General features: G+C 45.4%; 15 protein-coding genes. 7 read left to right on the forward strand and 8 right to left on the reverse strand.

The annotated features are described in order from the left end of the window. Positions 1–42: 42 nt before the first annotated feature. The gene (locus L4C36_RS21800; protein WP_428479887.1) at positions 43–1032 is read left to right on the forward strand and encodes a hydroxymethylglutaryl-CoA lyase; all 990 of its coding nucleotides are present in this window, start codon (positions 43–45) and stop codon (positions 1030–1032) included. A gap of 26 nt (positions 1033–1058) precedes the next feature. Here the strand turns inward: L4C36_RS21800 and L4C36_RS21805 are convergent, their stop codons facing one another. After that, complete coding sequence (locus L4C36_RS21805) at positions 1059–1343, reverse strand: hypothetical protein (RefSeq protein ID WP_428479888.1); 285 nt, start codon at positions 1341–1343, stop codon at positions 1059–1061. A 314-nt stretch (positions 1344–1657) separates the two neighbouring features. Here L4C36_RS21805 and L4C36_RS21810 point away from each other — a divergent pair, with 314 nt between their 5' ends. Continuing rightward, positions 1658–2785 (forward strand): hypothetical protein, encoded by a 1128-nt coding sequence (locus tag L4C36_RS21810; RefSeq protein WP_428479889.1) that lies wholly within the window; start codon positions 1658–1660, stop codon positions 2783–2785. Here the strand turns inward: L4C36_RS21810 and L4C36_RS21815 are convergent. From L4C36_RS21815 to ectA, 6 genes are all read right to left on the reverse strand, one after another. Continuing rightward, a complete protein-coding gene (locus L4C36_RS21815; RefSeq protein ID WP_428479890.1) occupies positions 2778–3578 on the reverse strand; it encodes a helix-turn-helix domain-containing protein in 801 nt (266 codons plus the stop codon). The two genes, L4C36_RS21810 and L4C36_RS21815, sit on opposite strands and share 8 nt — an antisense overlap. 7 nt (positions 3579–3585) lie before the next feature. Further along, entirely contained in the window at positions 3586–4251 is a 666-nt protein-coding gene (locus L4C36_RS21820) for an HAD hydrolase-like protein (RefSeq protein ID WP_428479891.1), read from the reverse strand. Between the two features lie 111 nt (positions 4252–4362). Beyond that, positions 4363–5793, reverse strand: a complete 1431-nt coding sequence (locus L4C36_RS21825; RefSeq protein ID WP_428479892.1) for an aspartate kinase — start codon at positions 5791–5793, stop codon at positions 4363–4365. A 102-nt stretch (positions 5794–5895) separates the two neighbouring features. Beyond that, positions 5896–6282 carry an ectoine synthase gene (locus L4C36_RS21830; RefSeq protein WP_428479893.1) on the reverse strand — a complete coding sequence of 129 codons (387 nt, stop codon included), beginning with the start codon at positions 6280–6282 and terminating at the stop codon, positions 5896–5898. A gap of 13 nt (positions 6283–6295) precedes the next feature. Continuing rightward, positions 6296–7561, reverse strand: coding sequence for a diaminobutyrate--2-oxoglutarate transaminase (ectB, locus tag L4C36_RS21835; RefSeq protein WP_428479894.1), 1266 nt, complete (start codon positions 7559–7561; stop codon positions 6296–6298). A 23-nt stretch (positions 7562–7584) separates the two neighbouring features. Then, the gene (ectA, locus tag L4C36_RS21840) at positions 7585–8124 is read right to left on the reverse strand and encodes a diaminobutyrate acetyltransferase (RefSeq protein WP_428479895.1); all 540 of its coding nucleotides are present in this window, start codon (positions 8122–8124) and stop codon (positions 7585–7587) included. 1006 nt (positions 8125–9130) lie between these two features. Between ectA and L4C36_RS21845 the strand changes: the two genes are divergently transcribed. The 5 genes from L4C36_RS21845 to L4C36_RS21865 all read left to right on the forward strand — a co-directional run bounded on the left by L4C36_RS21845 (position 9131) and on the right by L4C36_RS21865 (position 13685). Beyond that, complete coding sequence (locus L4C36_RS21845) at positions 9131–10363, forward strand: DEAD/DEAH box helicase (RefSeq protein ID WP_428479896.1); 1233 nt, start codon at positions 9131–9133, stop codon at positions 10361–10363. A 578-nt stretch (positions 10364–10941) separates the two neighbouring features. After that, a complete protein-coding gene (locus tag L4C36_RS21850) occupies positions 10942–11127 on the forward strand; it encodes a hypothetical protein (protein WP_428479897.1) in 186 nt (61 codons plus the stop codon). 10 nt (positions 11128–11137) lie between these two features. Continuing rightward, a complete protein-coding gene (locus L4C36_RS21855; protein ID WP_428479898.1) occupies positions 11138–12139 on the forward strand; it encodes a helix-turn-helix transcriptional regulator in 1002 nt (333 codons plus the stop codon). Between the two features lie 239 nt (positions 12140–12378). Further along, entirely contained in the window at positions 12379–13341 is a 963-nt protein-coding gene (locus tag L4C36_RS21860; protein WP_428479899.1) for a GGDEF domain-containing protein, read from the forward strand. A gap of 71 nt (positions 13342–13412) precedes the next feature. Beyond that, positions 13413–13685: a hypothetical protein gene (locus L4C36_RS21865; RefSeq protein WP_428479900.1), complete on the forward strand. Its 273-nt coding sequence runs from the start codon at positions 13413–13415 to the stop codon at positions 13683–13685. A 119-nt stretch (positions 13686–13804) separates the two neighbouring features. On the opposite strand, the gene L4C36_RS21870 is transcribed toward L4C36_RS21865, so the two are convergent. Next, positions 13805–14563, reverse strand: coding sequence for a metal-dependent hydrolase (locus L4C36_RS21870; RefSeq protein ID WP_428479901.1), 759 nt, complete (start codon positions 14561–14563; stop codon positions 13805–13807). Between the last annotated feature and the right edge of the window lie 178 nt (positions 14564–14741).

Here is a 14741-nt window from a genome sequence, read left to right on the forward strand (position 1 = left end):
GTCCCACCACCCACCATCACGTGACCAATAAGGATCCGCAGGATGACTAATCGCTTACACGGATGTGCATCACCACATCGGCACAGTACGATTGCCACCCGCTCGTCCATCACGGCCTTGCGAGAAAGCTTACCCGCGGCTGTCACGTTGTTTGAAGTCGGCGCCAGAGATGGTCTGCAAAATGAATCCGCCATCAGCACCCAAGAAAAAGTGGCCTTCATTAATGCGTTATCTCAAACTGGATTAACACACATTGAAGCGGGTTCGTTTGTCTCACCCCGCCGCGTGCCCCAAATGGCCGACTCTTTGGCCGTTATGCAGGCCATCACTCGCCAACCTTCTGTGGCTTATTCAGCCCTCACGCCCAATGTGCGCGGCTTTGAATTGGCACTCGCARTCCATGCCGATGAAATCGCCGTGTTTGCATCCGCCTCTGAAGGCTTTAGCCAGCACAATATCCATTGCTCTATCGCAGAAAGCATGCAGCGTTTTGCGCCCGTGATGGCATTGGCACAGGTGCATCATATTCCGGTTCGTGGATATTTGTCTTGTGTAATTGATTGTCCGTACGATGGCCCAACACCACCACAACGGGTGGCTGAGTTTGCCCATCAATTATTGCAGATGGGGTGTTATCAAATTTCGCTGGGGGACACCATTGGCACAGGCACGCCGATCAACGTCGCGTTGCTGTTAGATGCCGTATTACGCCACGTGCCGAAAAACGCACTCGCGGTGCATTTTCACAATACTTGGGGACAAGCGCTGCCGAACATCTATCAAGCGTTAATGATGGGTATCACCACGATCGACAGCAGTGTGGCAGGCTTAGGCGGCTGCCCTTATGCCCCCGGAGCCAGCGGCAATGTAGCAACAGAAGATGTGGTATACCTGTGCCACCAGCTGGGCATTACCACCGGCGTGGATTTGGAGCGTCTCACCCGCGCGGGCTGGCAAATTTGCCAAGCGCTGAATATCGCGCCGCGATCCAATGTGTCATTGGCGATGCAAGCGCGAATACACGGTGATTAATGAGTTAGATAATCAATAAGCCTCCATCAGTAATCTCCGTCGGTACGGAGGAAGCGTTGTTCAGCTTCAAGTTCATTGACAGCCCGCCACAGTTTTCGTTCTCTTTCCTGTAAACGATCGCGTCCTTGGCTCCCCACTTCCATACCCAAGCGATCATCCGGACCGATATAGTGATCCGCATGATGATGAAACAAGGTACGAAATTCTTCCATTGTGGGTAAGCGATTATTGTCGTCTTCAAAGTTTTCAAAAATCATCTTCACTTTGTCTGATACATCACGCTTGATGCCGTCAAAATCAACATTGTCCATGATTACACTCCAGTTAACTTAGCTAGGCTGTCTGACTTTCAGTACACGTAGAGTGTAGTTGAGCTTATAGCGACTTTCCTGCTCATGGGTAAAGGATGTGTTTCATTGCAAATACCCGACTATCTTTCTATTTTAAAAGAATTTTTAATTACATCTATCCGAGTTCTTATTTTCGTTACATTTCTTGAGGCTTATTTTTTAGAATGAGATCTCATTTTTTTCAAGGCAGCGCAAAAGACAATCTACATGTCGACAGCCCCTATACTGAATAGTACTACCCTTGGCTGTAATCCATTCACAATGAAGGAGTCTTGATGCCCATGCTTTCTCATCCTTCTCTTCAATTACTTTTGGGCGTTTTCCTCTTTTCATTTCTTTTTTCTGCTCATGCTGAACCGCAAGCAACAGCCATACAGTACGCACCGTCAATAAATGCTTCAGCACACGATTACGGGCCTCGGGCTAACAATGAAAGCAACGACGACAATACCGTTAATGACGAAGACACGACGCCCGAGGAAGAGAGCGACTTTCAAGACTGGATAGATGAAACCCAAGATTCCATTTCGGACACAATTCATTACTACGGCACCTCTTTTGATCACTACATTGCCAAAAAAGAGGATGAAAAGCCGATCAAGAATCGCAGCTATTTAAAAATCAAATTCAAACCCCATTACAGCCATCGCGAATATTTTAGTGGTGACGCCAGTGTGAAGCTCAAGTTGGATTTACCCCACACCAAAAAGAACTGGAAGTTAATTTTAGAAACCGACCCAGATGATTTTGACCGATTAGAAGATAAACAACGTGGGATCAGTGATAACAGCGACAGCAGTTTATCTGGCGCGGTCGGGGGCTTTCGCGTACAAGGCCGACAATGGGGGCGTTGGAAAACCAACTTTGATGTCGGGTTGAAAATCAAACTCCCCCTTGACCCCTTTACCCGTGCAGATCTCCGTCGTGTAGACCGGTTGAGCGAGTCATGGACAAGCCGGATAAAACAAGAAGTGTTTTATTACCACTCCAAAGGACCAGGAGCGATCACCTCATTCAACTTTTATTTTGCGAACCCCAGCGACCCACTCACCATTTTGAAACTCAGCACCAGTGGACAATATTTAGATACCGACAACAATTGGGAGTTTGTGCAACAAGCCGAAATTTTTGACCGCCTTGATGCCAACAATTTAATGCAGTATTCCATCGGCGTCAGTGCCGATTCTCGCCCCAATTATTCCATTACCAACGCGTGGGTTTCCGCCTCGTGGAAGCATCGTTTGTACAAAGACTGGCTCTACCTGACCGTGACACCAGAGCTGGATTTTCAAGATGAATTCGATTACAAAATCAATCCCGGCATCATGTTTGAGTTTGAGTTGTTCTTCACCACGGAAGGCGGCATTGATCGCTTGGCGCGGAAAATCCCTCGGCCTAATTGACCCATTGCTCACTGGCATCACGAAGGGTCAACCCAAACGTGGCTTTAAACGTACGACTTAAATGCGCACTGTCTGCAAACCCTGCGTGATGCGCCGCAACGGTCGCGCTACTTCCCTGCCGAATCACATTAATGGCGCACAGCAATCGCTGCCATAACACGTACGAACGCCAAGTAATGTGCATATTCTCTCTAAACAGATGCAAGAATCGGCTTTCAGACACCCCCACTTTTTGGGCGACCCGTGAGGCCGCGATCTTCTCAGCGATACCTTCCGCATTACCCATCTGTTTATATAGGAAGGTTATTGCGGCTTTCACCCGCGTATCGATAGGTTTTCGATTATCAGTGAAAGCAGAATGCGTGCTTTGCGCTAAATGCGATGAATAATTTGCACAGACCGCATGCTGGAAATCGTCATTCACGTTCAAAGCGGTCAATAATGGGGCAAGCATGCTGGGCAACGTGTCTTGCATCATCTCAACATCAAGTGGCTGATAAGGCGGTAAGCCTTCCAATGAACAAAATGGCTGACCAACAAGAAAATCCTGTAATTGCTGACCGAGACTGGAATGCGGTTCCACTAAAATGATCCAACCTTTTTGCATCGTGACACGGTGGGAAGTTTTGGACGCAATCACTGTCGCTTGATCCGATTCCGTACCCTCAACACATAGCGATGCATGAGATTCTGGCCACACAAGCTGTATTGCATTATGCCGATGATCGGCGTTCTCACGGATTGCGCCATAGATCACCACAAGTCCCGTTTGCGTATAGAAATAGGCACTCATCGCTTTTCTACCTTGCCTTCAATAACGCTGCAATCGCTGCTGGTAACGCACAAGGTTTTTGCACTATACGTGCAGGCTGTTCTTGGCTTAACTCTGCTTCATCACCATACCCCCACAACACACCGATAGATCGCAACCCATTGTGGTGTGCCGCTATCAAGTCCACGTTACGATCACCAATCATGATGGCATTTTGATCTATTGCTCCCTCGCTAAGCAGTTGCGCTAGTTGTTGCGTTTTATTGATACCGATATCCCCACCATTGACGAACTGAAAATGCTGCAATAGACCAAAGTGGGCTAAAATCATCTCAGCAAAATCTTTACACTTTGCCGTGCACACGGCTAAAGGATAGCGTTCAGCTAAGGCTTGAATGACCTCTGCCATGCCGTCATACAAGATGTTTTCCGCGTACCCTTCTATGGCATAACGCTCACGGTACGTCGCCACTAATGAGGCGATCAACATCGGGTCATCGTTTTCAACAAGCGCAGCAAACGTTAAATCCAGCGGCGGGCCAATATAGGTACTGATCTCTGCATCATCACGTGACGGATAATCGTGATCTTTCAACGCGACATTGATACAGCGAACAATGCCCAATTTCGGATCACTAATGGTGCCGTCGAGGTCAAAAATCACGATGGGTGATTGCGTGTTTTTTTCTGACATAATCGCTCCGAATGTCTTGTCAAGCATGCCTTAATGTAAAAAATCGTCATCGTTCGCGCACAAAAAAGCCGAGTTAACACTCGGCTTGGTATGGATCATGCGGCAATACAATTACGCGACTTTGCTTTTTGAATCTGTCTTGCTGTCAGCATCAAAAAACTCATCATGCAACGCACAAATCGCACCTTGGTATTCGTTGTCACTCACGACAAACTGCACGTTAACATTACGCATTGACGAGTGAAGCGCCAAGGGAGTGATGTCGGCGTTCATTAATGAGCGCACTCCTTGTGCCAAGGCTTTATTGGTATCGATCTGAGAACCAATCACAGAAATCAACGCAACCATGCGGCCTTTAATTTCAGCACTTGGGTGTTTTTTCTCTGCCTTGTACAGTACCTTGTTCAGGCTTTCTGTATTGCCGCCCAAGTAATAGGTGATAGAGTTGGCGTTCATCTCTTTACCAATCAAATCAACACGCTCATCGGCAATAATCTCCATCAACTCATAGCTGACGTTATCAACCTTACCGACAATAGCCTGATCAAACAGGTGCAACGCAAACACTTTTTCTTTACCCGCAATGATTTCAATTTTATTCGCACTTGGCTGATACGAACCTGAAATCACGGTGCCTTTATGCCCGGGTTCAAAGGTGTTCTTGATTTGCAGTTCAATGCCACTTTCACGTAAACCCGCCGCCGCATTCGGATGAATCGCTTCCATACCGAGGCTCGCTAACTGATCCGCCACATCATAGTTAGTCTGACCAATCGGCAATACCTTCTCTACCCCGACCATTCGAGGGTCAGCAGAGCTAAGGTGATATTCTTTGTGAATAATCGCCACATCCGCATTGGTGATAGAGGCAATACGGCTGAACGTGATTTCACTGTAGCCGCGGTCATAGGTCGACATCAGCCCTTTTTTACACGATGCGTAACCGGTCACAATCGGCAACTCTTTGCTGACATCAATATCAGCAAACGCATCACGAATGTTGTCATCCAACAACTGGGTTTTCTCATCGTTCCAGCCAGACAAATCAACAAAGCGAGCGTTCAGACCCACGTTTTTCAATTTTAGCGCGGTGTTATACGCACTGTGCGCCTCACCAATCGAAGATAAAAACTCACGGACTTGCGGCAAATAATGACGCAATGTGAATTGACCGTACTGGCAGGTTTCAAAGATATTTGAAATACAATTTTTCGCTTCGGCAATACGCGACTGGATAAACTTATCCGCACGCAGACGATTCATTGAATCGGCAAAAATTGTTTCATTAACGAGTAACATGCGCTGCTGAACAAGATCGAGCGCAGCCTGCCAACCTTCATCCCGCTTGGCAATCAACTGGTAAACACCCGGCTTGCCGGTTTTTTTACATTCAAGCAGTGCATCAGTCATCCCGCCGTAGGCTGATACCACAAACACGCGGTTGTATCGGTCTTCAGGCGCAGGGCGTAACATAATATTGTCTAACACTGCATCAAATGCAGTCATCGAGGTACCGCCGATTTTCTCTACGGTATAAGTCATAAATAGGCCTTCGCTGTGTAATAAGGAGTGTCATAAAGACAATGGCGACAAGAAGACATAAGCGAGACGCTTTCCCGCCCATGTAAACCGTTCGATGAAGACTTAATCCACGAGGGGATAAACGCCGTTTTCATCGTGCACTTCTGCGCCAGTAATCGGCGGGTTAAAGACGCACGCCATAACCATTTCTTTATTTTTGTACGCGCGAAGGTAGTGCTCATCGTGCTTATCGAGGATATACAGGGTGCCGGGGTTGATCGGGTAGGTTTCCCCGCCTACCACTTCAATTTCCCCTTCCCCGCTCATGCAATACACAGACTCAAGGTGGTTCTTATAGTGAATATGCGTCTCTGTATTTTCATAGATGGTGGTGATATGGAACGAGAAACCCATCTTGTCATCTTTCAACAACATTCTGACGCTTTCCCATGTGTCACTCACTACACGTCGCTCACCTTGGCGACACTCATCCAATGTTCTTACAATCATTATAATTCCCTTATTAAGACGCTTTCTTGAAGTGTTTCTCGGCAATGGCTTCCACTGCCCCTTCAAAAATATTCAATCCTTGATCCAGTTCTGCATCTGTAATCGTCAGTGGGCAGAAAAACTTCACGACTTCATCATTAGGGCCAGCCGTCTCAATGATCATGCCGTTAGCAAAACAGGCTTTCGCAATGGCTGATGCGATCTCATCGCTCTGACATTCGATACCGATCATCATGCCGCGCCCTTTTTCTTTCACAAACAGGCCAGGGAAACGGCTCAATGAACGCTGCAACACCGAACTGATCTTTTGTGAGCTGCGCTGAATATGCGCTTCAAAATTAGCATCGGCCCAGTATGTTTCCAATGCCTTGGCTGCCGTAACAAACGCATGGTTATTTCCACGGAATGTGCCGTTGTGCTCACCCGGCTTCCAAATATCCAGCTCAGGCTTCAGCAGTACCACGGCCATTGGCAGTCCATAGCCACCAATTGATTTCGACAAGGTCACCATATCCGGCTTAATGCCTGATGGCTCGAAACTAAAGAAGGTGCCAGTACGGCCACAACCCGCCTGAATATCATCAACAATCAGTAGGATATCGTGAGCCTGACAAATCGCACTCAGGCGTTGTAGCCATGCATTAGAGGCGACGTTCAATCCACCTTCACCTTGTACTGTTTCCAACAACACCGCTGCTGGCTTATCCATACCGGCAGAATTGTCCGTCAGCATGGTTTCAAACAACGCGAGGCCATCGACACCGGCATACCCTTCAAACGGAAGACGGGTCACGTTGGTTAACGTTGTACCCGCACCTTGACGGTGATGTTGATTACCCGTTGCTGCCAGTGCACCGCTCGTACAACCATGGAAACCGTTCGTGAAAGCCACAATCGTGCTTCTGTTTTTTACTTTTCTTGCCAGCTTTAAAGCAGCTTCAACAGCATTGGTGCCGGTAGGCCCGGTGAACTGTACTTTGTAGTCTAATTGTCTTGGGGCGAGAATGTGGTCATTCAATGCATGAAGAAAATCAGCTTTCGCATTGGAATGCATATCCAAACCATGCGTAATACCATCGGCAGCAATGTAGTCGAGTAGTGCTTGTTTCAAAACAGGATTGTTGTGACCATAATTTAACGAACCGGCGCCAGCCAGAAAATCCAAATATTTGTCGCCGCTTTCTGTTTCCAGCCAACAGCCTTTCGCTTTTTGAAACACAACGGGGAAGTTATTTGAATATGAACGTACTTTAGATTCTTTCTTGTTAAATATATCCATGTCGGGACCGTTATAATTCCTATTTATTGAGAGTTTTTTAGCGTAATACGATACAAATATTCCGTATCATGCTTACCCTTAAAGTGCGTATTTTCATCTAAGAATGTGCTGATAACACCTTGCTGAAGATGTTGCGCGTCTAACTTTTTGAATAAAGCCCACGACGCATCATTATCTTCTGTGATTGTCGTTTCAATCGTATCAATCGTATTTTTCATTCTGCCGAGTAATGTCGTCAGCATGGTAAATGCTAACCCTTCACCGCGTGCTTGTGGTGAAACAGCCACTTGCCAGATGAATAATACATTTGGCTCATTGGGTTTTTGATAGGCAGAAATAAATCCGGCAATCGCACTATCACGTTCAGCAATCAGGCATGTTTTGCTGAAATGGGAAGACTGTAGAAAATTACAATATGAGGAGTTGGTATCAAGAGGTGGGCAATTGGCAATCAAGGTAAAAATAGCATCACCGTCAGTGATTGAGGGTTCTCGAAAATTCCACATTGAAGTCTCTTTCTCTTCAATATCAGCTGTCATCCGCTTAGCGATAGAAGTGCTCATATATGACACATATCCTTTGAGTTATAATGAAATCGCACCTTTATTATCCCCACAACCACCACCTATAAATCAAATTTTTGACGCTAAAACCCTTGAATATGTGACATCCGTCACAATTTTCTGATGTTTTAGTCAAATAAAAACCCTTCGAGCACTAATTTATTTTGCTTTATTTTCGTGATACTGATCAACATCCTTTGTCAAAGTGTGGAAATACAAGATCGTTAAACGGTTAAATACGGATTAACAAAAAATGATAGTGTCACGTCATTAACCCATAAAAAAAGCACACAATAGACGATCTTGCTGCACGCTTAATTTTTCGGTATCCAGTAGTCCTGTGACTGGGCTATTTTACGGAATTATTCCTAATCAGAATAATATGCCAAGCGAAGACCTTTAAAAATGAATCCGTATAATACTTACTGCCCACTTTCAGCTATTACATCAACATTACAAACGCCAAAACAACATCTGTCTTACCTCTATTTATTCGTTCACCCATGCAATACAACATGGGCACCATCAACAAGTCGATGGTAAGGGTGACTTTGGGCTGATTTGTATGAGGATATAGTCATGGGGGTATAGAAGAATCCACACAACGCAGGCACATTAAGCATTGTCTAACTACGGCACTTATTACCTGAATGAAAGACTGAAAGACAGAAATACTGAACTCGACAATCGCAACGCGACCAACCGTCTGCAAACCATCTGTAATAAACTCACCATCGTAAACAGTAAAAGAGACATACACTTGTTTATACGCATGCCGGTATCACGGATAAACAAAGCCATACACAACGATGGCGATACGATGTGGAAGCCTGAAAGTAAACATCCCATCTTGGGGCGTTTAGGCCGGTGAAGCATGCCTTTTTCCAAACGTTTTTCTGACATAACCGCTTTTCTTTCAGTAGTTCGTGATAGAATTCACGTTAACACTATCTTTCTGTGGGAAAATCGCCCACGGCAAGACGATTTCATTCAATTGAGACTACCCATGCCATTTTCTACTCTTGGATTGAGCGATCCAATCCTAAAAGCCATCGCGGAATTAGGTTACAACGCTCCTACTCCTATTCAAGAAAAAGCCATTCCTGTTGCGCTAACTGGAAAAAACCTGATTGCCGCCGCGCAAACGGGTACCGGTAAGACTGCGAGCTTTACGCTGCCGATCCTTGAAATGTTGAGTAAAGGTGAAACTCAGCGTAAAAAACGTGTCCGTGCGTTGATCCTTGTCCCTACCCGTGAATTGGCGGTACAGGTAGAGGCGAACATTGAAAGCTACAGCAAATACATTGGCGTAACGTCACTGGCTGTATACGGTGGCGTGGATGAAAAACCACAGAAACAACGCTTAATCGACGGCGTTGATATTCTGGTAGCGACCCCTGGTCGTCTGCTGGATCTGCACAGCCAAAAAGCCGTGTACTTTGAAGAAATCGAAGTGCTGGTACTTGATGAAGCTGACCGCATGTTGGACATGGGCTTTATCGAAAAAATCAATGATATCGTTGATCGCCTTCCCCATGATCGCCAGAACATGTTGTTCTCAGCAACACTGTCTCGACAAGTCCGTGAACTCGCGAAAACCGCTATCGATCACCCTGTCGAAATTGCGGTAAAAGCCGATGACAACACGACACCAAAAATTGATCAGTGGTTAGTCAGTGTCGATAAAGATCAAAAATCTGCGTTATTGAGCCACCTGATTAACGAAAATCAGTGGGATCAGGCACTGATCTTTATTGAAACGAAACACGGTGCAGCCAAACTGGTCTCTCAACTTGAAAAACGTAACATCAAAGCGGAAGCCATTCATAGCGGCCGTAGCCAAGATGCGCGTGCAAAAGTACTGAACGACTTTAAAACCGGTGAGCTCAAGTACTTAGTGGCGACCGGCGTTGCCGCGCGTGGTATTGATATCGATGAACTTAGCCGCGTGGTGAACTACGACTTGCCTTTCCCTGCTGATGAATACGTACACCGCATTGGCCGAACTGGTCGTGCAGGGGCGTCCGGTGAAGCGATCTCACTGGTTTCACGTGACGATTTCAAAAACCTTTGCATGATTGAATCACGCCTTGGTCACCTGATTGTGCGTAAAGAGATTGACGGCTTCGAGCCGAAAAAGCCAATCCCTATCTCTATTCTGAATTATGTGCCGCTACACCGACGTGATCCTGACGGTAAACCACGTCGTAATAAGCCGCCACACACGAAGAAAAAGTAATCCATCAACAACATCAGAGCGCGACAAGGTGCGCGCTCTTTTTCTTTTCATGCACTTCGCACACAAAAAGACGACAAAGTTCAAATATTTTACTGCAACACGTTTCAATCTTTTTTGTCATACCGCACCGTTACCCCTCCCGCAACTAATGACTTAATCATCACTTACCCGTCATCTTTATCCCAAAAAGCAATATTACACTTTATTTTCAATGCTTAACGCACATCAATCTCGCATTTTACCGTGCAACACCCCTCACTAGCGTTATCATCATAAATTTGTTAATGACCGCAAAATCAATATCTTATTGAGGCGATTGTTACTTCACTATCCACAAAGTGATATTTTCACCTTGTAGAGTCAGTTATTTGACGGTTCTAAATTAGTTACTGAAACTGATGATTTAAATGCGACATTTGTGCATGTATAGATACATTAATAATAATACGTTTTAAGCATTATGTGATCTGTGTCATACCCGATACAATGAATATCGATTATGTTTACACAGCAAAGGATAAGCAGCCATGTTCGTATTGCCATACCAACGTGCGCAATAAGAGAGGAAGAGAGAGACAATGGATCAGGCAGAAAGTTTACGCGAAATTTTTGAAAAACAGGCCTCTATAAAGCGACTAGAACATTGCCAAGCACAAGTCCGCGAAGCCATAAAAACCGGCGAAAACGGTGATCTTGCTCACTTGATGCTGCAACTTGAACAAGCGCAATTGGCGTTTGAAGAAATCGTTAATTCGTATTCATGAGTGCGGCGACATGCCCGATAAACCGTTAGTACCGTTGATACATGCCTCTCATGCCAAAGCGTTTATTACACTAATCAAACATTTTGAACATGATATTTATCCGCTACTAAAAACGGCGGGATTACCTGATACGCTGCTGAGGCAACCCTATCAGTTTGTTTCCAGCACACCTATCGAACACCTTTTAGCCTTAATGGCCGAGCGCGCTGAGCCACAGCACTACGGCCACATACTGCGCAACGAAATAAAATCGTTTTTCATCCCCAAAGTGCTTCAGCGCTTGCGCCAGGTTAGAACGGTAGAAGAGGCATTACAGCAGCTCACTATTACCATTCAGCACGAATCCCCTTCCACCCAGCTGAGCATTCATCGCTTTAATAACATGCCCTGGTTTTGTCGCTGCAAACCCAGTACCGACAGTGCACATTTTTTATGGGCTGAAGTATTTTCTGTCTTATTTATCATTGAGCTTATTCGTACGTTGACGCGCACAGATTGGTTACCTAACCAGATCGCCTTGCAGTCATCCGGTGCAAAAGAACTGGCTATTATTCTTAATGATAAAAACATCACGTTTTACACCGGACGTAGCCTTGCGGCCGTGGCTTTGAACGATACCATCATGGCCATGCCATTTCATACGCCGGCACAGTTTTCACAATCGGTAACCCGTACAGATGTTCCTACGGAGATGAGTTATATCGAATCTGTACAGCATGCACTTGGCCCCTATTTAGCCAAACAATCATTAACCATTGAAGAAGCCGCTCAGCGACTGGAGACAACCCCACGAACGTTGCAACGTCGCCTCGCCAGTGCAAATACAAGCTTTCGCCAAATTAAAGAACACTATTTGTTGGAAACAGCCTGTCGGTTAATGGAAAACCATCATTACTCGCTCACTGCTATTGCGCAAGAAATTGGCTATGCCAATCTTGCTCATTTTTCCCGTGCGTTCAAAAAAATGACCGGCTTCTCACCGAAGTGTTACCGTAAACGCTACCTCTGCTAATGCGCTATAAAATACGTTTAACCATTCGCCATTCTGTTTAATATCAGCAATCTAAGCCCATTCCCCTCTGACATCGACGCAGTTCAAACTTTTCACATTAAAGATACATTTTATATATCATTAACTTGAATTTCTGAACTAACATCACATACTACCCCTAATGATATAATTGAAATTTACATATAGACAAATGGCCTTCGGCTATCTTTCATTGGCATAACAAGGAAGATACAGACTCAATGACAACGTATCCTCGCATAGAACGCGATCATGCTACTGACTTTCAGTGTGACTTTGGCACATTGATTCATGATCATTATCGAGCCGTGTATGCAGATGATAATATCTGCCAAATATTAGGCGTCGACTCCGTCGATGACCTACTCACACTTCCCAGCCTGCTGCCTTTGTTTCTCGACCTCGATCCTTTAATAGCTCAACAACGTTATGACGCCATTCTTTCCGGCCAACTCGCACCGACGATTCACATATACCGAATGACCAAGCCTTCTGGTGACACTGCCTACATTCTTGCTGCAGAATCCTTATTGCATTGCCCTGAAAATCCTCTGGTTCAACTTTCTATCATCGATATTACCGACAAATATAACCAATATAACCAATTAGAAAAAAGCGCGTATATTGATGCCTTGTCTGGCCTTACGAACCGTAATGGCTTTGATATTATCCTCCACCAGCAAAGCGCTAACGCAAAACGCGAACACACCCCTCTCTCCTGTTTATTTATTGATATTGATAACTTTAAGCGGATTAATGATACCTATGGCCACCATATTGGAGACAAAGTGATCCGGCTGTTTGCCGATTGTTGTAAGCACAGCATCCGGAAAACGGACTTTATCGGTCGCTGGGGCGGCGAAGAGTTTTTGATTTTATTGCCTGATACATCAGAACACTTTGCGCGTATTTTGGCAGAGCGGCTACGTTGGCGCGTCAGTAAACTGCGGTTAATGGCCCCTGATACATCTATCCCCTTTACAATCAGTATTGGCATTCGTACGCAATATCAAAATAATACCTCTCCCAGCCAATTAGTCGAAGATGCTGACTCAGCCCTGAGTTATGCCAAACGTACCGGAAAAAATCAGGTCATGACACATTCAGATATTACGCCTATTCAGGAGGATGCCTTTTCTCTCTCTTTTATGCGCGAAAAACAAACTGCCCCTTGGCGCGAATAGGTAAAAACAAAAATCTCAGGATCATATGATCTCTCTCGTCAACAGCAACCTGTTATTCACTGAGAGGTCATATGAAGCAGTTTTGGTCTAAAGTTAAAGCCTTCCTGACTACCCCATGGGGTAAAGCGTATTTGGTTTTTATTACGCTGACTAAACTCTATATTGTCTACCAATGGGCATTAGCGCATGTGAGAGCGTTTGGCGGTCAGGCCTTAGCGTGGGTAGGTCTCTCTCAACATTACGGTGAAGCCGCCTGCGCCATCTTATTTACTGTGGTATGTGGCTACTACACGGCTAAGGCCGTGATGAATATTTTCAAACCCAAGCAGATAGTCTCAACGTAAACGTAAGCAGAACAAACAAAAAGGCGCGGCTGACAATCATACTTCACGTATCAATGTCAGCCGCGCTCTTCGTGTTAACTATTCGTCATCGTTCTTCGTTAATGCCGTCATGCCGTCAATTACGGTTCATGCCGGCTCATTGCATCCTTGGTCGAACTGACCACATCCTGCCAAAATTCACTGACTTCTTCTCGATTCAGCCAATCGGGTTTGAATTGAAATTCGCTCCAATTACTGAGCTGCTGCCAGGTACTTTCCCAAGGCGGACTGTGAAAATACAGCACCGCAATCAGCGCACACTGCAATGCACTGATGAACGGATTACGCGGCGAAAACACTTTCATTGCGGTACCAAACGACAATTTTAGCCGTCGGTTGGCCAAATCCACGCTGTAGAGTTCATCCAACAGCAAATGCACAATGCCACCGTACAGAACAAATAACCCTGACAACCAAGCTGTTTCATTACTGTAACCCAGCAAGAATAATAACCACACGGTAAACAGGCCGAACAACACTACAAAGGCCAACGAGTGGCAGCACCCTCGGTGTACCGTGAATTTTTCTAACGTCGATTTAAAGTTATACCGAATCGTTAAATAACAAAATGTCCCATACACCATTAATTCCAGCATCGACACCATACGATAAATATGGCCGACAAAACTGAACGTAATCAACCCCCCAAATATTCTAAACAGGGTCTGCATCGATGTTGAATTATCAGAATCGATATCTGGCAACAACCCGCCAATCGTTCCCAGCAGCATGAGCCACAGTGCCGTAATGGGCACAATATGGCCGGCAGAAAGTAATGCGGTTGCCGCTAAACTGCTGGTCAATGCGGCTGTTCCAAGATGCGTATTGAAATTAGCCACTGAAATCACACAATGCGCGCACGCAATACCTCGATACCCACTCATTCGCCTAGGCCAATTTGGCCGTCATCCTATGCAGTGTAGTATCGTGTTTGCCTGCTTGCGCCTCTTAACTGGATAAATGAACAGTATTATGTATTAATCGGTTTCAACTTCAATAAAAATTGCAGATTTAATG

Origin of the sequence: Photobacterium japonica (genome assembly GCF_050337005.1) — a bacterium.
Taxonomy (GTDB): Bacteria; Pseudomonadota; Gammaproteobacteria; order Enterobacterales; family Vibrionaceae; genus Photobacterium; species Photobacterium japonica.